This is a genomic window from Nocardioides sp. (assembly GCF_036274455.1).
In the GTDB taxonomy this organism is placed as follows: Bacteria; Actinomycetota; Actinomycetes; order Propionibacteriales; family Nocardioidaceae; genus Nocardioides.
The window spans coordinates 1-18,473 of sequence record NZ_DASUFR010000054.1; the positions used below are offsets into that span (position 1 = coordinate 1).

The 18,473-nt window shown below is 71.6% G+C and carries 20 protein-coding genes; 12 read left to right on the top strand and 8 right to left on the bottom strand.

The genetic code is table 11. The features are described from left to right. Positions 1-186 precede the first annotated feature (186 nt). Genes nhaC through VFV89_RS04980 form a run of 6 tightly spaced genes read left to right on the top strand, consistent with a single transcriptional unit; the run spans position 187 to position 6,378 of the window. Positions 187-1,668 (top strand): Na+/H+ antiporter NhaC, encoded by a 1,482-nt coding sequence (gene nhaC / locus VFV89_RS04955; RefSeq protein WP_329704798.1) that lies wholly within the window; start codon positions 187-189, stop codon positions 1,666-1,668. Beyond that, a complete protein-coding gene (locus VFV89_RS04960; RefSeq protein ID WP_329704799.1) occupies positions 1,665-3,122 on the top strand; it encodes a basic amino acid/polyamine antiporter in 1,458 nt (485 codons plus the stop codon). Before nhaC ends, VFV89_RS04960 begins: the two co-directional genes overlap by 4 nt. Positions 3,123-3,144: 22 nt before the next feature. Continuing rightward, positions 3,145-4,398, top strand: coding sequence for an arginine deiminase (locus VFV89_RS04965; protein WP_329704800.1), 1,254 nt, complete (start codon positions 3,145-3,147; stop codon positions 4,396-4,398). Next, positions 4,398-4,874 carry an META domain-containing protein gene (locus tag VFV89_RS04970; protein ID WP_329704801.1) on the top strand — a complete coding sequence of 159 codons (477 nt, stop codon included), beginning with the start codon at positions 4,398-4,400 and terminating at the stop codon, positions 4,872-4,874. Before VFV89_RS04965 ends, VFV89_RS04970 begins: the two co-directional genes overlap by 1 nt. 20 nt (positions 4,875-4,894) lie before the next feature. Further along, positions 4,895-5,701: an isocitrate lyase/phosphoenolpyruvate mutase family protein gene (locus VFV89_RS04975; protein ID WP_329704802.1), complete on the top strand. Its 807-nt coding sequence runs from the start codon at positions 4,895-4,897 to the stop codon at positions 5,699-5,701. Continuing rightward, positions 5,698-6,378, top strand: coding sequence for an SDR family oxidoreductase (locus VFV89_RS04980; RefSeq protein WP_329704803.1), 681 nt, complete (start codon positions 5,698-5,700; stop codon positions 6,376-6,378). The genes VFV89_RS04975 and VFV89_RS04980 overlap by 4 nt, the downstream gene beginning before the upstream one ends. Here VFV89_RS04980 and VFV89_RS04985 read toward each other — a convergent pair. From VFV89_RS04985 to VFV89_RS04995, 3 genes are all read right to left on the bottom strand, one after another. Continuing rightward, on the bottom strand, positions 6,362-7,093 hold the full coding sequence (locus VFV89_RS04985; RefSeq protein ID WP_329704804.1) for a hypothetical protein: 732 nt from the start codon (positions 7,091-7,093) through the stop codon (positions 6,362-6,364). The two genes, VFV89_RS04980 and VFV89_RS04985, sit on opposite strands and share 17 nt — an antisense overlap. Positions 7,094-7,154: 61 nt before the next feature. Beyond that, positions 7,155-7,898, bottom strand: a complete 744-nt coding sequence (locus VFV89_RS04990) for a hypothetical protein (RefSeq protein ID WP_329704805.1) — start codon at positions 7,896-7,898, stop codon at positions 7,155-7,157. After that, positions 7,891-8,520 carry an RNA polymerase sigma factor gene (locus VFV89_RS04995; RefSeq protein WP_329704806.1) on the bottom strand — a complete coding sequence of 210 codons (630 nt, stop codon included), beginning with the start codon at positions 8,518-8,520 and terminating at the stop codon, positions 7,891-7,893. Before VFV89_RS04995 ends, VFV89_RS04990 begins: the two co-directional genes overlap by 8 nt. Before the next feature lie 65 nt (positions 8,521-8,585). On the opposite strand from VFV89_RS04995, the gene VFV89_RS05000 reads away from it, so the two are divergent. From VFV89_RS05000 to VFV89_RS05015, 4 genes are all read left to right on the top strand, one after another. Beyond that, positions 8,586-9,470: a LysR family transcriptional regulator gene (locus VFV89_RS05000; RefSeq protein WP_329704807.1), complete on the top strand. Its 885-nt coding sequence runs from the start codon at positions 8,586-8,588 to the stop codon at positions 9,468-9,470. 113 nt (positions 9,471-9,583) lie between these two features. After that, positions 9,584-9,766 (top strand): 4-oxalocrotonate tautomerase DmpI, encoded by a 183-nt coding sequence (gene dmpI / locus VFV89_RS05005; protein WP_329704808.1) that lies wholly within the window; start codon positions 9,584-9,586, stop codon positions 9,764-9,766. Beyond that, a complete protein-coding gene (locus VFV89_RS05010) occupies positions 9,763-10,731 on the top strand; it encodes a zinc-binding dehydrogenase (protein WP_329704809.1) in 969 nt (322 codons plus the stop codon). Before dmpI ends, VFV89_RS05010 begins: the two co-directional genes overlap by 4 nt. Further along, complete coding sequence (locus VFV89_RS05015) at positions 10,721-11,158, top strand: nuclear transport factor 2 family protein (RefSeq protein ID WP_329704810.1); 438 nt, start codon at positions 10,721-10,723, stop codon at positions 11,156-11,158. The genes VFV89_RS05010 and VFV89_RS05015 overlap by 11 nt, the downstream gene beginning before the upstream one ends. 16 nt (positions 11,159-11,174) lie before the next feature. Here VFV89_RS05015 and VFV89_RS05020 read toward each other — a convergent pair whose 3' ends face one another. Next, positions 11,175-11,546 (bottom strand): VOC family protein, encoded by a 372-nt coding sequence (locus tag VFV89_RS05020; RefSeq protein WP_329704811.1) that lies wholly within the window; start codon positions 11,544-11,546, stop codon positions 11,175-11,177. Between the two features lie 115 nt (positions 11,547-11,661). Between VFV89_RS05020 and VFV89_RS05025 the strand changes: the two genes are divergently transcribed. Both VFV89_RS05025 and VFV89_RS05030 read left to right on the top strand, forming a co-directional pair. Beyond that, a complete protein-coding gene (locus VFV89_RS05025) occupies positions 11,662-12,597 on the top strand; it encodes a carbamate kinase (RefSeq protein WP_329704812.1) in 936 nt (311 codons plus the stop codon). Positions 12,598-12,631: 34 nt separating this feature from the next. Beyond that, complete coding sequence (locus VFV89_RS05030; RefSeq protein WP_329704813.1) at positions 12,632-13,735, top strand: ring-opening amidohydrolase; 1,104 nt, start codon at positions 12,632-12,634, stop codon at positions 13,733-13,735. Between the two features lie 681 nt (positions 13,736-14,416). Here the strand turns inward: VFV89_RS05030 and VFV89_RS05035 are convergent. From VFV89_RS05035 to VFV89_RS05050, 4 genes are all read right to left on the bottom strand, one after another. Then, complete coding sequence (locus VFV89_RS05035; RefSeq protein WP_329704814.1) at positions 14,417-15,793, bottom strand: glutamate decarboxylase; 1,377 nt, start codon at positions 15,791-15,793, stop codon at positions 14,417-14,419. After that, positions 15,790-16,503 (bottom strand): hypothetical protein, encoded by a 714-nt coding sequence (locus tag VFV89_RS05040; protein ID WP_329704815.1) that lies wholly within the window; start codon positions 16,501-16,503, stop codon positions 15,790-15,792. Before VFV89_RS05040 ends, VFV89_RS05035 begins: the two co-directional genes overlap by 4 nt. 129 nt (positions 16,504-16,632) lie before the next feature. After that, positions 16,633-17,298, bottom strand: coding sequence for a class I SAM-dependent methyltransferase (locus VFV89_RS05045; RefSeq protein ID WP_329704816.1), 666 nt, complete (start codon positions 17,296-17,298; stop codon positions 16,633-16,635). Further along, entirely contained in the window at positions 17,283-18,440 is a 1,158-nt protein-coding gene (locus tag VFV89_RS05050) for a CoA transferase (RefSeq protein WP_329704817.1), read from the bottom strand. Before VFV89_RS05050 ends, VFV89_RS05045 begins: the two co-directional genes overlap by 16 nt. Positions 18,441-18,473 lie beyond the last annotated feature (33 nt).

The following is an 18,473-nucleotide window of genomic DNA, read 5'->3' on the forward strand; positions in this document are numbered from 1 at the left end:
TTCCAAGGGTTCGCACGCTACGCGATGCTCAGCATCCACGCTGGCGGCGTTGCGGACGCTCGTTGGACCACCAAGGACGACATCGCGCCCGCGCCTTGCCAGCGCGGCGCTGAGCGCCGCTCGCTTGCACGATCCCTTGGAGTCAGTCATCTAGCCGCCGGTGTCCAACCGTGGCAGGGTGACAACGTGGTCGGCGAGCTCGGGAGCGAGTTCCGGCGCCCCTCCCTCGCTGACGCGATAGTCCCACTGGTGGTGCTGGCTGCGCTCATCGCGAGCGCGCTGGCGCTGTTCGGCCTCGACGCCCTGGACGGCCCGATCCAGGTGGCGCTGCTGCTGTGCTGTGCGGTGGCAGCGCTGATCGCGATGAAGAACGGGCACTCGTTCACCGCGGTCCAGGAGGCCGGCCGGGGCGCCATCGCCTCGGTCACCAGCGCGATCTTCATCCTCTTCGCGGTCGGTGCGCTGATCGGCGTCTGGAACCTCAGCGGCACCATCCCGACGCTCGTCTACTACGGCATCCAGGTGCTCTCGCCGGGGTGGTACTACGCCGCCGCCGCGATCATCTGCGGCATCGTCGCGCTCAGCATCGGCAGCTCGTGGACCACCGCGGCCACGATCGGGGTGGGCCTGGTCGGCATCGCCGGGCTGATCGGCGTGTCGCCCACCATCACCGCGGGCGCGGTGATCTCGGGGGCCTACCTCGGGGACAAGACCTCCCCGTTGTCGGAGACGACGGTGCTCACCGCCCAGATCGTCGGGGTCGACGTCTACGAGCACATCAAGCGCCAGATCTGGACGTCGGTGCCGGCATTCGTGATCGCAGCCGTCGTCTTCCTCGTCCTGAGCCTGACCGGTGACGACACCGTCACCGGCGCCGAGACGACCTCCGACCTGGACAAGCTCAACGAGATCTTCAACATCACCCCACTGGCACTGCTGCCGCTGGTGCTGCTGGTGATCCTCTCGATCAAGAAGATCCCGGCCTCCCTGGCGCTGCTCTCCTCGACGCTGTTCGCGGGAGTGCTCGGCGCGTTCCTGCAGCCCGACGTCTATGCCGACTTCGTCGCGGGTGCGGGCAACGTCGTCGTCGAGTCGATCAAGGCGGTCTGGCTGGCCATGGCCAACGGCTTCTCGATCGACTCCGGCATCCCGGACGTGGACCGGCTGCTCTCGCGCGGCGGCGTCGACAGCATGTTGCTCACCATCTGGCTGATCCTGGGCGCGGTGACGTTCGGGGCGATCCTCGAGGAGTTCGGGCTGATCGACCGGCTGGTCCAGCCGATGATCGCCGCGGCCACCAGCACCGGCCGGCTCTTCCTCACCGTCTTCGCCTGCGGCTTCGGCCTCAACGTGGTCGCCGGCGACCAGTACATCGCGCTCGTCCTGCCGAGCCGGATCTTCAAGGCGGAGTTCGCCGCACGTGGCCTCGCGCCGACGAACCTCTCGCGGCTCGCCGCCGACAGCGGGACCGTGACGTCGCCCCTGGTGCCGTGGAACTCGTGCGGGGCGTTCATGAGCGCCACGCTCGGCGTCTCGACGCTGCTCTACCTGCCCTACGCAGTCTTCTGCTATGCCAGTCCTGCCCTCAGCGTCCTCTACGGCGTGACCGGCTTCCGCATCGAGAAGGTCGACCCGAGCGAGACCAGCCCCGCACAGGAGATGCCATGAGCACAGACACCGAGACCACCCGGACCGGGGGCTCGACCGCGAAGATGAGCCTCCCGACGCTGACCGCGATGGTGGTCGGCTCCATGGTCGGTGCGGGCGTGTTCTCGCTGCCTGCCCGCTTCGGTGTGGCCACCGGCATCCTCGGCTCGCTGATCGCCTGGGCCGTGGCAGGCGCCGGCATGCTGATGCTCGCCTTCGTCTTCCAGAACCTCGCGATCCGCAAGCCCGAGCTGGACTCCGGGGTGTTCATCTACGCCAAGGCCGGTTTCGGCGACTACGCCGGCTTCAACTCCGCCATCGGCTTCTGGGCGAGCGCGGTGGCCGGCAACACCTTCTACTGGGTGTTCATCGGCTCCACGCTCGGTGCGTTCTTCGACAGCTTCGGCGACGGTGACACCGTCCTCGCCGTCACGCTCGGCACCGCCGGCGTCTGGCTGTTCCACTACCTGATCGCGCGGGGGGTCCGCGACGCGGCCGTCGTCAACCGGATCGTCACGATCTTCAAGATCCTCCCGATCCTGGTCTTCATCGTCGTGCTGTTCTTCTACTTCGACGCCGGCGTCTTCTCCGACAACTGGACCGCCTACGGCTACGGCGACCTCGGCAGCCTCAACGAGCAGGTCCGCAACACGATGCTGATCACGACGTTCGTCTTCATCGGGATCGAGGGGGCCAGCGTCTACTCGCGCTACGCCAAGCGCCGCGAGGACGTCGGCAAGGCGACGGTGCTGGGCTTCCTCAGCGTCCTGTCGATCTTCGCCCTGGTGACGCTGTCGAGCTACTCGGTGGTGCCCCAGCCCGAGCTCGCCGACACGAGGCAGCCGTCGATGGTCGGGGTGTTCGAGTCGGTGGTCGGCGACTGGGGCGAGGTCTTCATCAGTGTCGCGGTGATCGTCTCCGTGCTCGGCGCCTACCTCGCGTGGACGCTGATGGCCGCCGAGGTCATGTACATCCCGGCGCGACAGGACGACTTCCCGGAGTTCCTGGGCCAGGAGAACAGCAACGGCACCCCGATCACCGCGCTCGTGGTGACCTCCCTCGCGGTCCAGGGCCTCCTCGCGCTCACGCTGTTCGTCTCGGACGCCCTCAACTTCATGCTCGACCTGTCCACGAGCCTGGCGCTGCTGCCCTACCTGCTCGCGGCGGCCTACGCGCTCAAGCTCGGACTCACCGGTGAGGCCTACGACGGCGTGACGTCCGGCGTACGCCGCAAGGAGACGATCTTCGCCGGCGCCGCGACGGCGTACACGATCTTCCTCTTCGACGCGGCCGGCATGAAGTTCTTGCTGCTCATGACCGTCATCCTCGCGCCTGCCTCGCTGCTCTACGTCAAGGCGCGCAGCGAGCACGGGCGCCGACTGTTCTCCCCTGCGGAGATCGGCCTGTTCGTGCTGATCGCCGTCGGCGGTGTGATCGGGGCGGTCGGTCTCTGGACCGGCCGCATCACCCTCTGAGCTCGACAGAAAGGAAACCGGCATGACCGAGAGCGTCTCCGCGACCTACGGCGTCCACTCCGAGGTGGGCAAGCTGCGCAAGGTGCTGGTGTGTGCGCCCGGCCTCGCGCACCGCCGTCTCACGCCGAGCAACAACGACGAGCTGCTGTTCGACGACGTGATGTGGGTCGAGAACGCCCAGCGCGACCACGCCGACTTCGCCAACAAGATGTCCCAGCGCGGCGTCGAGGTGGTGGAGCTGCACGACCTGCTCGCGCAGACCATGGACGTGCCCGGCGCGCGGGACTGGCTGCTGGACCGCAAGATCGTCCCGAACCGGGTCGGGCTCGGCATGGTCGACCCCACCCGGGCCTACCTCGAGTCCCTCGACTCGCGCCGGCTCGCCGAGCTCCTGATCGGCGGGATGGCCGTCCAGGACCTGCCGGAGGAGCACCGCACGCCGTACGTCGCCCTGGCGCGCGAGTCGACCGGGGCCCGCGAGTACCTCATGCCCCCGTTGCCCAACACCCTCTACACGCGCGACACGACGTGCTGGCTCTACGGCGGCCTGACGATGAACCCGCTCTACTGGCCGGCGCGCAAGGACGAGACCCTCATCTACAAGGCCATCTACCTGCACCACCCCGACTACGTCGGGGCGACGGTCTGGTGGGGCGACCCCGAGCAGGACTGGGCGCAGGCCACCTTCGAGGGCGGCGACATCATGCCGGTGGGCAACAAGACCGTGCTGATGGGGATGAGCGAGCGCACCTCGCGCCAGGCCATCACCCAGGTCGCCGCGGCGATGTTCGCCCAGGGCGCCGCCGAACGCGTCATCGTCGCCGGGATGCCCAAGCTGCGCGCCGCGATGCACCTCGACACCGTGTTCACCTTCGCCGACCGCGACATCGTCACGCTCTATCCCGAGATCATGAACGCGGTCCACACCTTCACGCTGCTGCCCTCGGACCGCGACCCGGGGATCGAGGTGGTGGACGAGGGGTCCACGCCGTTCACCGACGTGGTGGCCAGGGCCCTCGGGCTGTCGTCGCTGCGAGTGATCGAGACCGGTGGCGACGTCTACCAGTCGGAGCGGCAGCAGTGGGACAGCGGCAACAACGCGGTCGCGCTGGAGCCGGGAGTGGTCTTCACCTACGACCGCAACACGCTGACCAACACCCTGCTCCGCAAGGCCGGCGTCGAGGTCATCACGATCGTCGGAGCCGAGCTCGGCCGCGGTCGCGGCGGTGGCCACTGCATGACGTGCCCGATCAGCCGCGACCCCGTCGACTTCTGATGTCGGCCCGGGTCTGGGGCGGCGCCGCCGCACTGCTGCTCTGCGTCACCGCCTGCGGGGACTCCGACGACGGTTCGGCGACCGACGACGGCTCCTCCGCGACTCCCCCACAAGCAAGGGGCGACGCTGCGACCCAGGAGGGGCTCGACGGCAAGACGTTCGTCTCGACCAGCGTGAGCGGCCACGACCTGGTCGAGGGGACGACGGTCCGACTGGTCTTCGACGAGGGCCGGCTGGCGGTCGAGGCCGGGTGCAACACCCAGACCGCGCAGTACACGGTCGACGCCTCCACCCTGAGGTGGTCCGGGCCGCCGGCGTCGACGATGATGGCGTGCCCCGACCCGCTCCACGAGCAGGACCTGTGGCTGACCGGCCTGTTCACCGACGGCGCCGAGATGACCGTGACCGAGGACGGCGGGACCCTCACCGCCGGTGAGGTGACGATGGAGCTGGGCCTGGACGGCTCCGCGCACTGAGGCCGCTCTACGGTGGTGCGGTGAGCACCGACCCCACCACTGCGGCCGCCTTCCTGGCCCTGCACTCGGGCCCAGGGTTCGTGATCCCCAACGCCTGGGACGCGGGGTCCGCCCGGATCCTCGAGCAGGTCGGGTTCCCGGCGATCGCCACCACGAGCGCGGGCATCGCCTGGTCGTGCGGCGTCCCCGACGGCGGGCGGCTTGACCGCGACACGATGCTCGAGCACGTCGCGCGCATCGTGGCCGCCGTCGAGGTGCCGGTCACCGCCGACCTGGAGTCCGGCTACGGCGAGGTCGGCGAGACGGTCCGCGGGGCCGTCGAGGCCGGCGCCGTGGGCGGCAACCTCGAGGACCAGGCCGGCGGACCTCTCTTCGGCATCGACGAGGCGGCGGACCGGATCGCCGCGGCCCGGGCGGCCGCGCCCGCGGGCACGTTCGTGATCAACGCCCGGACCGACACCTACTTCGGTGGCGTGACGGGCGACGTCTTCGCCGAGACGGTCGCCCGTGCGACGCGCTACGTCGAGGCGGGCGCGGACTGCGTCTTCGTGCCGGCGGTCAACGACGAGGACGAGATCCGCCGGCTGGCCGAGGCGATCCCGGCACCCCTCAACCTGGTCGCAGGGCTCTCCAACCTCATCGACGCGCCGACGCTGTTCTCCCTCGGCGTGAAGCGAGTCAGCGTGGGCGGCAGCCTCGCGCGGGCCGCGCTCAGCGCCGTGGAGCGAGCCGGACGCGAGCTGCTCGACACGGGCACCCTCGGCTTCCTCGACGGCGCGGTCTCCTACGCCGACCTCCAGCGTCGCTTCTCGCAGGACGGCGGTTGATCACCGTCCTCGGCGGCCACGGCAAGACCGGCCGGGCCGTGGTCGCCGCACTGTCCGGGCGCGGCGTCGAGGCCCGGCCGCTGGGGCGGGCCGACTGGCCGGGGCTGGCGGAGGCGGTGGCCGGCTGCGAGGCGGCCTACCTCATCGCGCCCAACCTCCACCCCGACGAGCCGGCGTACGTCGCCGCGGCCCTGGCCGCGCTGACCGAGGCCGGCGTGGGCCGGGTGGTCTACCACTCGGTGGCCTCGCCGTACGCGCCGGACATGCCGCACCACCTCGGCAAGGCGGTCTCGGAGGATCTGGTGCGGCGGTCCGGGCTGACCTGGACGATCCTGCAACCGGGCGCCTATCTGCAGAACCTCGACCTGAGCGGCCCGATCGCGGTGCCCTACGACGTCGACGCGGTCTTCGGGTTCGCGGACCTGGCCGATGTCGCCGCGGTGGCCGCGCTGGTCCTCACCGAGGAGGGGCACTCCGGTGCGACCTACGAGCTCGCGTCGCGGGTGGCCACCGTCGCCGAGCTGGCCGCCGAGGCGGGGGTGACCGCCATGCGCACCGGCGACCGGCCGGACGGCTGGCTGGGTGCGATGTTCGACTACTACGACCGCTACGGGCTGCCGGTGGGGACGCGGACCATGGACGCGTTGCTCGAGCGGCCGGTCACCGCCCGACGCTGAGCCACTCCGCGTTCGGGCCGGCGTCGGGGCGCTCCGCGTCCGGGTCCCGGCCGCCGTCGGGCGCGGGACGGCGTACCGAGCGGAGCCGCATCCAGCCCGCGGCGAGCAGCACACCAACGGCCAGCCCGCCGAGCCCCCACCGGACCCCGTGCCCGGCCGGGGTGTCGGACGTGTCGTCGGCCGGCGTGGTCCCTGCAGCCGCAGGCTCCACCGACGGCGGGACGATGCCGCCCGGCTCGGCCGAGGTCAGCGATCCGGCGGCGGCGCCCGGCTGTCCCACGCCGAGGCTGTTCAGCAGCCGCGTGAGTGCCTTGCCGTCCTCGGGCTGGTGCCAGACCACAGGGCTGTCCCAGACGCTGTCGGTGTCGCCTTCGACGACCTGGGTGGCGATCCACGGTGCGCCTTCCCCCTGCAGGTAGATGCGGTCGACACGCCACGGCATCACGTCGTGGATCAGCCAGGTCACGTTCACGCCGGTGCCGGCCTCGTGGCTGCGGCCCGCGTCGTCCGTCGTGCCGGAGCCGCCGTCCACGCCGACCAGGTGGGCGAGCTCGTCGTAGGAGGCATCGGTGTAGTAGAGCGAGGCGGTCCGGCCCTCGCCCGGCACGGACAGCAGGACGCTGGTCGGCCCACCGGCGGTTGCGGGACCAGCGGGCGCCAGCAGGACGAGGACCCAGGCGGTGAGTACGACGGTGAGAGCGCGGATTGCGGCCACGACTACCTCCAGGAGGACGGGTTCGGTGGTGGTACACCGCCGCACGCGGGTGGAGTTCCGGTCAGTCCACGGCGACTGCCGACTCCGCGATCTCCTCCGCCCGGTGCTGCTCGATGTCCCCTTCGAGCCGGAGCGTGACGCCGTCGGTCATCCAGATCAGGGTGTGGCCGGCGAGCCGGGCCGAGTGGGTCACACGGGTCCCGTCGGGCTCGAGCAGCGCGACCTCGTGCGGCTCGTCGAACCACAGCGCGTCGGTGCCGTTCACCGTTGCATGCTGGACGTCGGGAGCGACCTTGACGACTGAGAAGTCCAGCGTCGCGTCGAACTCGTCGAGGCGGAGCACGCCTTCCTCATCGGTGTCCCAGCTCATCGAGACCATCCGCCGGTCGTCCGACACCTCGACACCATCGGGATCACCCAGCGCGTCGGGCGCCGACACGGGGAAGTCCACCGTCGCCGCGGCCTCTGTCAGGGACAGGCTCGGCGGCACCCCCGGCGGTGCCACGTCGGAGGCCGGTGCCTCGTTCCCACCGCGTTCGACTCGCACGCCGCCGAAGCCGAACCAGTCCGAGACGGCCGCGCGCACCGGCGGCGTCGCCAGCAGCGCGAGCAGACCGACCGCCACCGCCACGGCGACGACGATCCGCCGGCGTCGTGCCCTCGCGGTGACCGCGGGAGCGGACGGCGCCTCGGGCAGGCGGTCGAGGACGGCGGCCGCGAGGCCCGGCCCGGGGGCCGGTACGTCGACGGTTCGCCCCAACGCGATCAGGTCGCGCGCGATGTCGTCGACGTCGTGCTCAGTCATCGTGCGCCGCCTCCCTCGCCGGTGCTTGCTGGGGGTCGGCGTCCAGCACCTCCCGGAGCCGGGCCAGCGCGCGGTGCAGCCGGGATTTCACGGTGCCCCTGGGCCAGCCCAGGACGGCGGCGGACTCCACCTCGTCGAGGTCGAGGAGGTAGCGGCACGTGACCACCTGACGGTGCGCCGGGGAGAGCATCGCCAGCGCCCGGACGAGCGCCTCCCGCCGCTCCAGCGACAGCGCGACCTCGACGGGGTCCTCGGCGGGGGTCAGCAGCAGGCGCTCGGCCAGCTCCCAGGACCGCCGCTCGCGGGCCGCGCGCCGTCCGGAGGCGCGGTGCAGGTTCCGGGTCTCGTTGGCGACGATCCGGAGCAGCCACGGCCGGAACGGCGCCCCGGGCCGGAACCGGTCCAGCGCCGCGTACGCCTTGACGAAGGCCTCCTGCACCATGTCCTCCGCCTCTCCACCGGCGCCGAGCAGGGCCGCTGTTCGCATCGCCATGGGCGCATGGCGGCGAACCAGCTCGGCGTACGCCCCGCGGTCACCGCGGCGCACCCGGGCCAGCAGCTCGTTGTCGTCCGGGCCGGTGTCCAGCTTCGGGTGTCCTCCCTCGTTCGAATCTGTGTACACCACCGTGTGCGAGACGGTTCCGGCCCGTCTGCATGCCTCACCTGCCCGCGTGGCAGGCTGACCGCGTGGAGCTGCGTCAGCTCGAGAGCTTCGTCGCCGTCGCGGAGCAGCTCCACTTCGGACGGGCGGCGGAGGCCCTGGGCATCGGGCAGCCGGCGGTCAGCCAGCAGCTCGCCCGGCTCGAGCGGGAGCTGGGCGTGAGGCTCCTGGACCGCTCGTCGCGCCATGTCCGGCTGACGGCGGCGGGGTCACGGTTCCTCCCCGAGGCGCGCGCGGTGCTCGCCGCGGTCGAGCTGGCGCGTGAGCGGGCCACCGAGCCCGGGGCGCACGGCCGGCCCCGGAGCCTCCGGATCGGCAGCAGCGCCGGGCTCGGCGCGCGGCTCGGGCGAGTGCTCGCGGAGCTCGATGCGATGAACCCTCCGGTGATGGCCGAGCTGGTGACAGCCCCGACCCGCGCTCGGCTGGAGCGGGTGGCCGCGGGCCAGCTCGACGCCGCCTTCGTGCGCGGTCCGACCCACGCTGCCGGGGTGGAGCTGGTCGAGGTCTGGGAGGACCGGCTCCTCGTGGTCCTGCCCGCTCGGCACGAGCTCGCCCGCCGGGAGGTGGTGGCCGTCGGCGAGCTGTCCGCCCTGCCGTTGCGGATCGTCGCCCGCCGGGCCAACCCCCCGCTCGTCGACCTCGTCATGCATGCCTGTGCCGCGGCAGGCTTCAGTCCCCGGCTCGAGTCGCACCCCGAGTCGGTGCAGGACATCCTGGCCGCGGTCGCCTCCGGGCCGCCGTCGTGGTCGGTCATCTACGAGCCGCACGCCCGGATGCTCAGCGCGGACCGGGTGGTGTTCCGGCCCACCGACCCGCCACTCGCGCTCACCACCTCGCTCGCCGTACCCCTCGACGCGACCACGACGACCCTGGCGCCGCTGCTGAAGGCGTGCTCCGCCGCGGCGGACTGATCACGCGGCGTGATCGCTGCAGGTGCGATCTGCGTCTGGTTCAGGACGACGGCTCCCGGTGGACTCGGGGGTACGGCGGCAACAGGGCCGCCGCACCCCAACCGGAGGTCACCATGCCCACCGTCACCGTCCTGCAGGGTCCGCGCTCCGTCGAGCTCAAGCGCCAGCTCGTCGCGCGGATCACCGACTCCTTCGTCGACACCCTCGGTGTCCCGGCCGAGACCGTCCAGGTCTGGATCCAGGAGACGGCTCCCGACAGCTGGGGCCAGGGCGGCACCCTGACCGCGGACAGGTGAGCGTCCAGGCCTGGCTCCCCGCCGGCGGCCAGGACGGCCTGGTCCGGCTGGCCGAGGTGGCCGCGCCCGACCCGGGGCCGGACCAGGCGCTCGTGGCCGTGGAGGCGTTCTCGGTCAACCGCGGCGAGACGCTGCTCCTCGAGCGCCCTCGACCCGGCCACCGGCCGGGCAAGGACGTGGCCGGCACGGTGGTGCGGGCCGCGGCCGACGGGTCCGGACCGGCGCCGGGGACCCGCGTCGTCGGCCACCCGCCGTACGGCGGCTGGTCCACGCTCGTCCCGGTGGCCACCGGCGACCTCGCCGTGCTCCCGCCGTCCCTGCCCGCGACCGTCGCCGCGGCGCTGCCCCTGGCCGGCCTCACCGCCCTCCGGCTGGTCCGGCGGGCCGGCTCGCTGGCCGGGCGGCGCCTGCTGGTGACCGGGGCCAGCGGCGGGGTCGGCCACTACGTGGTCGAGCTCGCGGCCGCCGCGGGCGCCGAGGTGACCGCGATCAGCGCCTCGGCCGAGCGTGGCGAACGGCTGCTCGTGCTGGGTGCGGCCGAGGTCCGTGCGGATCTGCCCGCGCAGGGCCGGCCGTTCGACGTGGTCATGGAGTCGGTGGGCGGGGAGCACCTGCGCGCCGCGCTCGCGCTGCTGCGCGAGGAGGGGCTGCTCCTCTGGTTCGGCCAGGCCGGCCGCCGACCCGCGACCCTCGACTTCTTCGAGTTCTGGAACGGGCCGGTCCAGGCCACGATCACGCACTTCGACTACACCAGGGGCGACCGCTCCTACGGCGAGGACCTCGCCACGCTGGTGCACCTCGTCGCGACCGGCCGGCTCCATCCCGAGCTCGGCGTGGTCCGGCCCTGGACCGAGACACCCGAGGTCATCGCGATGCTCCGCGGTCGTCAGATCCGGGGCAACGCCGTGCTCACCCTGCCGCCCGCGCGCCTCGACCACGAGAGGACGACCGACCATGTCGCATGACGAGCAGACCGAGCAGACCCGCCGGGTGGTCCGCGACTACCTCGACGCGCTGCAGCGCGGTGACCTTGACGCACTGCGCGCCAGCTTCACGACCGACGCCACCTGGTCGCTGGGTGGAGCACTCCCGGTCTCCGGGACCTGGACCGGGCCGGAGGGGATCATCGACGGCTTCCTGGCCGCCATGGTCGCCCGCCTGGACACCGACCGGCCACTCACCCAGGAGGTCACCGGCCTCGTCGTCGACGGCGGCACCGCCGTCGCGGAGTGGACCAGCCGGGCGACCACGACGTCGGGCCGGGCCTACGAGAACGACTACGCGGTGGTCTTCGAGGTCAGGGAGGGCCAGATTGCGGCGGTGCGGGAGTACTTCGACACGGCGTACGCCGGCCGAGTGCTCTTCAGTGCGCAGGCGCCGCTTCTCGGGTGAGACCGGTCGGAGGCGCTCAGGAGGGCCGGACGAGCTGCTGGACCGCCCAGCGGTTGCCGTCGGGGTCGGTGAAGCGGACGAAGCGGCCCCAGGGCTGCTCGTCGACGCCCTCGCAGTCGACCCCGCGCTCGCGGAGGTGGGCGAGCGCCTCGTCGGCGTCCTCGACCACCACCTGGATGAACTGCGACGAGCCGCTCGGCATCATGTCGAGTCCGACGCCGAAGCAGATCGAGCAGGCCGACCCGGGCGGGGTCACCTGGACGAAGCGCAGCTCGGGGCCGACCGTCTGGTCGAAGTCGATGTTCCACCCGACCCGGTTGCCGTAGAAGTCCACCGACCGGTCCACGTCCTGCACGGCAAGCGGAATGAGCTCGATCCTGAAGTCCACGGGAGTCTCCTCGTCGTCGGGTGAGAGTGGCTCCACGCTAGGAGTCCAAGCGGACACGGGCTGGCCGCAATGGCAGGTTCGTCGGCCGCAACCGGCACCCATTAGGTTGCAGCCCATGAGGGTCCTTCTCGCGCTCGGCGGCAACGCCATGACCAACGCCGACGGCCGGGCCCGGCCGGAGGACCAGATCGCGGCCGCGCAGGTCGCGATGGCTGCCGTGGCCGAGCTGCTGTCGGAGGACGTCGAGGTCGTCATCACCCACGGCAACGGCCCCCAGGTCGGCAACCTGCTGGTGAAGAACGAGCTCGCCGCGACCGTCGTGCCACCGGTCCCGCTCGACTGGTGCGGCGCGCAGACCCAGGCCACGCTCGGCTTCGTCCTGATGAACACCCTGGAGGCGGAGCTGGTGCGGCGGGGCATCCTCCGGCGTACGGCGACCGTGGTCACCAGGGCCTTGGTCGACCGTGACGACCCCGGCTTCACCCGGCCGACCAAGCCGATCGGGCGGTTCCTGCCCGCCGAGGAGGCCCAGCTGCTGGTCGAGCATGGCGAGACCTGGGAGGACCGCGGGGAGAAGGGCTGGCGGCGGGTCGTCGCGTCGCCTGAGCCGCTGGAGATCGTGGACGCGCCGGCGATCCAGGCGCTGGTCGAGGCCGGCTTCGTGGTCGTGGCCAACGGCGGCGGCGGTATCCCGGTGGTGCGCGACGCAGACGGCAACCTCGGCGGCGTCGAGGCCGTGATCGACAAGGACCTCGGCGCGGCGCTGCTGGCCCGGACCGTCGAGGTCGACGTCCTGGTCATCGCCACCGACGTGCCGCACGCGGTGCTGCACTTCGGCACCCCGGAGGCCTCCGACATCGGCACCGTGAGCGTCAGCCAGCTGCGGGCGTACGCCGCGGAGGGCCACTTCGCCAGCGGCTCGATGGGGCCGAAGGTGGAGGCCGTCTGCCGGTTCGTCGAGCGCGGCGGCTCCCGCGCCATCATCACCGACCTCGCCAACCTGAGCACCGCCGTTCGCGGCGACGGTGGCACCGTCGTCGTACCCGACTGATCCAGGCCCGACTGATCTAGGAGAGAGTGGCCCCATGCCCGACGCCATCGAAGTACGCAAGGTCCCGATCCACTCCGTCGCCGACGCCAGCGAGCTGGCGAAGCTGATCGACGACGGGGTCCTGCACGCCGACCGCGTCATCGCGATCATCGGCAAGACCGAGGGCAACGGCGGCGTCAACGACTACACGCGGATCATCGCCGACCGGGCATTCCGGGAGGTGCTGGTCGAGAAGGGCGCACCGGCCGACCAGGTCAAGGAGATCCCGATCGTCTGGTCGGGCGGCACTGACGGGGTGATCAGCCCGCACGCCACGATCTTCGCGACCGTGCCGCCGGAGGACGTCGTCCCGACCGACGAGCCGCGGCTCACCGTCGGGTTCGCGATGAGCGAGCAGCTGCTGCCAGAGGACATCGGGCGCACCGCGATGGTCACCAAGGTCGCCGACGCGGTGAAGGTCGCGATGGAGCGGGCCGGCATCACCGACCCGAAGGACGTGCACTACGTCCAGACCAAGACGCCGCTGCTCACCATCCACACCATCCGCGACGCCAAGTCGCGCGGGAAGACCGTGTGGACCGAGGAGACGCACCTGTCGATGGACCTCTCCAACGGCTGCACCGCCCTCGGCATCGCCGTCGCGCTGGGGGAGATCGACATGCCCACCGATGCCGACGTGATGCACAACCGGTCGCTCTACTCCTCGGTGGCCTCGTGCTCGTCCGGCGTCGAGCTCGACCGGGCCCAGGTCGTGGTCGTGGGCAACGCTCCCGGCGTCGGGGGCCGCTACCGGATCGGCCACTCGGTGATGAAGGACGCCCTCGACCAGGACGGCATCTGGGACGCCATCAAGGACGCCGGCTTCGACCTGCCGGAGCGCCCGCACTTCTCCGACCTCGACGGCAAGCTGGTCAACGTCTTCCTCAAGTGCGAGGCCTCCGCGGACGGGGAGGTCCGCGGCCGTCGCAACGCCATGCTCGACGACTCCGACGTGCACTGGCACCGCCAGATCAAGGCCTGCGTCGGTGGCGTCACCGCGGCAGTCACCGGCGACCCGGCGGTGTTCGTCTCGGTCTCGGCGGCCCACCAGGGCCCGGACGGCGGCGGCCCGGTCGCCGCGATCGTCGACCTGGGCTGAGGCTCTGCCGGGGGCGTGGGCTTCCTCACGCGCGTGGCGGGCCGCTTGCCGCCAGCGGGGTGACGGGGTCACCGGATATCCGGTGACCCCTGCGCTTCTGTAGCGAGATCTCGGCACAGAAGCGGATGGGTCGCCACAGAACCATGCCGCCCAAGGTGTGGGTTCGGGCGAGCGGCCGCGCGCGTGGCGCCCACTGATCCGTCAGGGACACCGGGTATCCGGGCTTGTGACTTATCCGTGGGTGGGCGGCCGCGCGCGTAGCACGCCGCAACCCGCCGTCAAGGATGCCTTCGGCACCGCTGCGCGGCGCCTGCGGCGTCCTTGACCGCGGGTCCCCAGCGGCGCGCTTTGGGGCGCGCAAGGGCGGAGCAAGCTCCGCCCCGCATGCGCGGCCGCCCGGGGCGTGTTCTGCGATCTGCACCGCCCAGGACGCCGAGATGCGGTGCAAATCCGCCGGACCCGGCTTTGCCGAGGATCTCCGGCACCAGGTGCCGATTTCCCTCCGCAATCCCACCGACGGGGCTGGTAGGCGCGCAGGCGCCCACGGATCCGTCACGGTCCCCGGATATCCGGTGACCCCTGCGCTTCTGTGCCGAGATCTCGGCACAGAACCGGATGGGTCGCCACAGAAGTAGGCCCTCCAGGTGTGGGCACGCGCGAGGCGACCCGGAAGGCATCCGGTCAGTGGCCGGAACCCACCACCATCCTGGCCCGCTCGGACTCGTGGGCGCCGCCCTTCTTCTCCAGGGTGTCGCACGCCTCGTGGATGTCACGGGCCAGGGTGTCCACGTGCTCCTGGCTCAGGGTCTCCTTCACAAGGGCGCGCATGATCGTCACCTCCTGGGCGTCCGGCGGCAAGGTGTACGCCGGCAGCATCCATCCGCGCTCGGCCGAGACCTGCCAGGCCACGTCGAACTCGTTGAACGGCTCGGGTCCCGCGAGCCGGAACGCCACGAGCGGCAGCTGCTCCTCCCCGCGGCCGATGATCTCGAAGCGACCGATCTCCTCCAGCTTGTCGGCCAGCCGGTGCGCGTTGTGCTGCATGTTGCCCATGATGTAGCGGTAGCCGGCACGCCCGTAGCGCACCAGGTTGTAGTACTGCGCGATGACCATGGCCGAGCCGGTCGAGAAGTTGAGGGTGAACGTCTCGTCGGTCTTGCCGAGGTAGTTCTCCTTGAACACCAGCTCGTCGGGCAGGTCGGACCGCTCCCGGAACACCAGCCAGCCGATGCCCGGGTAGACGAGCCCGAACTTGTGCCCTGAGACGTTGATCGAGTGGACCTGCTCGAGCCGGAAGTCCCAGAGCGAGTCGGGGTAGAGGAACGGCCAGACGAACCCGCCGCTCGCACCGTCGACGTGCATCGGGATGTCGAGGTCCCGCTCGGTGCGGACCTGCACCAGCAGGTCGTTGATGCCGACGATGTCGTCGCGGTGCCCGGTGAACGTCGTGCCGAGCACGGCGGCGACGCCGATCGTGTTCTCGTCGAGGTGGGGGAGGACGTCGTCCGGTCCGATGGTGTACTTGCCCGGCTCGAGCGGCACGATCCGCGGCTCGACGTCGAAGTAGCGGCAGAACTTCTCCCACACCACGTGCACGTCGGCACCGAAGACCAGGTTCGGACGATCCGACGAGCGCCCGGCGGCCTGCTGACGCTGGCGCCACTTCCACTTCAGCGACAGCGCGCCAAGCATGATCGCCTCGGACGAGCCCTGGGTGCGCGCGCCGGTCGTCTCGCCCGGGGCGTGGAAGAGGTCTGCGAGCATCCGGATGCACCGCTGCTCGATCTCCGCGGTCCGCGGGTACTCGGCGTGGTCGATGAAGTTGCGATGCAGGTTCGCCGCGATCAGCCGTTGGGCCTCGGGCTCCATCCAGGTCGTCACGAACGTCGCGAGGTTGCGGCCCGGGTCGCCCTCGATCGCCAGGTCCTCGGCAACCAGCCGCATGGCGTCCACCGCGGTCATCCCTTCCTCGGGGAAGAAGCGGTCCGGGGTGTCCTGGACGGCGAACCGGTTGCCGAACAGTGCGGCGGCAGATTCGAGATCGCGTGTGCTGGTCATGTGGTCTCTCCTTGAAGGGCGGTGTGGTGCACGGCCCGATGCCATGCCGGGAACATCAGGGCTGCGCCGACGAGGAAGCAGGCGGCGCCCAGGAGCGTCCCTGCCACGGCGGCGCCGGAGTTGAGGTCCTGCCCGTCGGGGAGGACGTAGGCGGCGATGGCCGACCACATGAACAGGACCGACCCGAGCATGTTCAGCCACGCGATCCCAGCGGGTAGCCGATCTCCTGACCGGGCCGCGATGCCGCGGACGGCGAGTACGCCGTACCAGCTGGACACCAGGAACAGCGTGGAGCCGAACACATCCGGTCGCCAGACGTGCTGGTCCTCGAACTCGACGGTGGCGTTGTGGGCGAGCGCGGCGAAGGTGCTGACGTTGAAGAAGAGCGTCCCCGGGAACTGGGTGACCGCCGCCACCCACGCCTTGTCGCCGGGCAGCCACGCCCACCACCGCGGCCGCGCCGAGCGGTGCTGGGTGTCGGCGGACGCGCTGGCCAGTGCGGGAGTCTGGGCCTGGAGGAGCTGGGAGGCGGACGCAGTCGTGAAGAACACCGACCCCACGAAGAAGGTCACCCCGTCGGCGGTCCCGCCGACCGCGTCGAGGTAGCCGGGGAACGACCCCACCACGAAGCACGCTGATCCGGCCACGAACAGCAGTGAGATCGCAGCGTTGAGGCCGGCCGGGGTCACCTGACCGCTGCCGTGGGCCATCCGTCTTCTGCCATCTGACGCTCCTGGTGTCGATTCAGCGTTCCCGGGCTGCGCCCGGCACGACACCACCCGGATCGGGTGACCCGGCGCCGGGCGGCCCCGCGGCCGCGGGACCTTCGCCCACGGCCCTCACGACCCGACGAACTCGAACATCCGCGTCCCCGGCCGGTACGCCGCCGGCGGGCCGGGCCAGCGGTGCACGCCGACCCGGAACGAGCGCTCCTCGGGGCGCACGAACTCGACCTCCTCGAAACCGGCGGCGGCGAAGAGGGAGCGGACGTGCTCGGCGGGGTCGCCCTCCCAATCGCTCGGGTCCTCGGGGCTCCGGCAGCCTCGGGTCCAGACGACCACGCCGCCGGGCGCCAGCAAGGAGGGGAGCGTGTCGACGGTCCGCGCGATGTCGTCGTCGGTGACGTTGCCGAAGATCCCGCAGGCCATGACGACGTCGGCAGGTACGCCGCCGGCCGCGCACGTGGTGTCGCCGGCATCGGCGGTCCGGACCTCGACACCGGCCAGGCCGAGCTGCGCGGCAGACCGACGAGCGGCGGAGGCCAGTTCGCCATCCAGCTCCACCAGCACAGCCGAGACCTCGGCTCCCGACTCGGCGACCACCGGCAGGGTGTCGCGGCCGTCTCCGGCACAGAGGCTGAGCAGCCGGACCGGCCCGGGAGCCGCTGCCGCCAGGAGCGCGGCGAGCTGCGAGCGAACGACCGCCAGCCGCGCGGACAGCGAGGACGCCGGGTCGTCGTAGTCGCGGTACCACTCGTGCCAGTCGCGGGTCACGAGCCCAGCCACTCCCGGATCGACTCGTTGTGCTGGCCGAGCGTCGGTGGTGCCTGGTGCGTCGCGCGGCCGCCCGAGAAGGCGTTGTCGTCGAAGCGGAGGGGCGAGCCGGGCAGGTTCACCGAGCCGAGGGTCGGGTGCTCCACCGAGAGCAGGAGGCCTTGGGACAGCGTCTGCTCCCACGTGTAGACGTCGTCCATCGACCGCACCTTCCCTGCCGGTACGCCGGCGCCGGCCAGCAGCTGGAGCCAGTGCTCGGCGTCCTCGGAGGCGAAGCTCGACTCGAGCTTCTCGACCAGCGCGTCCCGGTGCGCGACGCGCTCGGGGTTGGTCGCGAAGCCCTCCTCGGCCGGATCCCACCCGAGTGCCGTGCACAGCGCCCGCCAGAGCCCCTCGGAGCCGCACGCGATCTGGATCGGCGCCGAGCCGGTCGCGAACATGCCGTAGGGAGCGATGGACGGGTGGTGGTCGCCGGACAGACCGGGCACCTCGCCCGCCACCGTCCACTTGGTGCCCTGGAACGCGTGCACGCCGATCATCCCGGCCAGCAGCGACGTACGGACCACCCGACCCCGGCCGGTCCGGGTTCGCTCGTGCAGCGCGGCGAGCACGCCGAAGGCGCCGTTCATGCCGGCGATGAGGTCCGCGACCGGCACGCCGACCTTGGTGGGCACCGCGGTGCCCGTGATCGACATCAGGCCGCCCTCGCCCTGCGCGATCTGGTCGTAGCCGGCGCGGGTGGCCTCGGGTCCGTCGTGGCCGAAGCCGGTGATCGACAGCACGACCAGCCCCGGGTTGAGCTCGTGCAGCCGCGAGACCGGGAAGCCGAGCCGGTCGAGCACGCCGACCCGGTAGTTCTCCATCAGCACGTCGGCCCGCTCGACCAGCCGGGCCAGCACCTCGCCGTCGGCCGGGTCCTTGAGGTCGAGGACCAGCGACTCCTTGTTGCGGTTCGCGGAGAGGAAGTACGTCGACTCGCGTGCGTCCTCCGGTCCGACGAACGGCGGCCCCCACGACCGGGTGTCGTCACCGGCGGGCGGCTCGACCTTGATCACCCGCGCGCCGAGGTCGCCGAGCATCATCGCCGCGTGCGGCCCGGCCAGCGCCCGGGTGAGGTCGAGGACGAGCAGGTCGGAGAGGGGACCGTCAGCCATGCGCCGATGTTCCCAGACCTCGCGCACCCGGCC

Coding starts and splice junctions, on each gene's coding strand:
- VFV89_RS04970 (WP_329704801.1), top strand. CDS start 4,398: ATGTCGGCCCGGGTCTGGGGCGGCGCCGCCGCACTGCTGCTCTGCGTC.
- VFV89_RS04990 (WP_329704805.1), bottom strand. CDS start 7,898: ATGACTGAGCACGACGTCGACGACATCGCGCGCGACCTGATCGCGTTG.
- VFV89_RS04965 (WP_329704800.1), top strand. CDS start 3,145: ATGACCGAGAGCGTCTCCGCGACCTACGGCGTCCACTCCGAGGTGGGC.
- VFV89_RS04960 (WP_329704799.1), top strand. CDS start 1,665: ATGAGCACAGACACCGAGACCACCCGGACCGGGGGCTCGACCGCGAAG.
- VFV89_RS05030 (WP_329704813.1), top strand. CDS start 12,632: ATGCCCGACGCCATCGAAGTACGCAAGGTCCCGATCCACTCCGTCGCC.
- VFV89_RS05015 (WP_329704810.1), top strand. CDS start 10,721: ATGTCGCATGACGAGCAGACCGAGCAGACCCGCCGGGTGGTCCGCGAC.
- VFV89_RS05050 (WP_329704817.1), bottom strand. CDS start 18,440: ATGGCTGACGGTCCCCTCTCCGACCTGCTCGTCCTCGACCTCACCCGG.
- dmpI (WP_329704808.1), top strand. CDS start 9,584: ATGCCCACCGTCACCGTCCTGCAGGGTCCGCGCTCCGTCGAGCTCAAG.
- VFV89_RS05040 (WP_329704815.1), bottom strand. CDS start 16,503: ATGGCCCACGGCAGCGGTCAGGTGACCCCGGCCGGCCTCAACGCTGCG.
- VFV89_RS05025 (WP_329704812.1), top strand. CDS start 11,662: ATGAGGGTCCTTCTCGCGCTCGGCGGCAACGCCATGACCAACGCCGAC.
- VFV89_RS05035 (WP_329704814.1), bottom strand. CDS start 15,793: ATGACCAGCACACGCGATCTCGAATCTGCCGCCGCACTGTTCGGCAAC.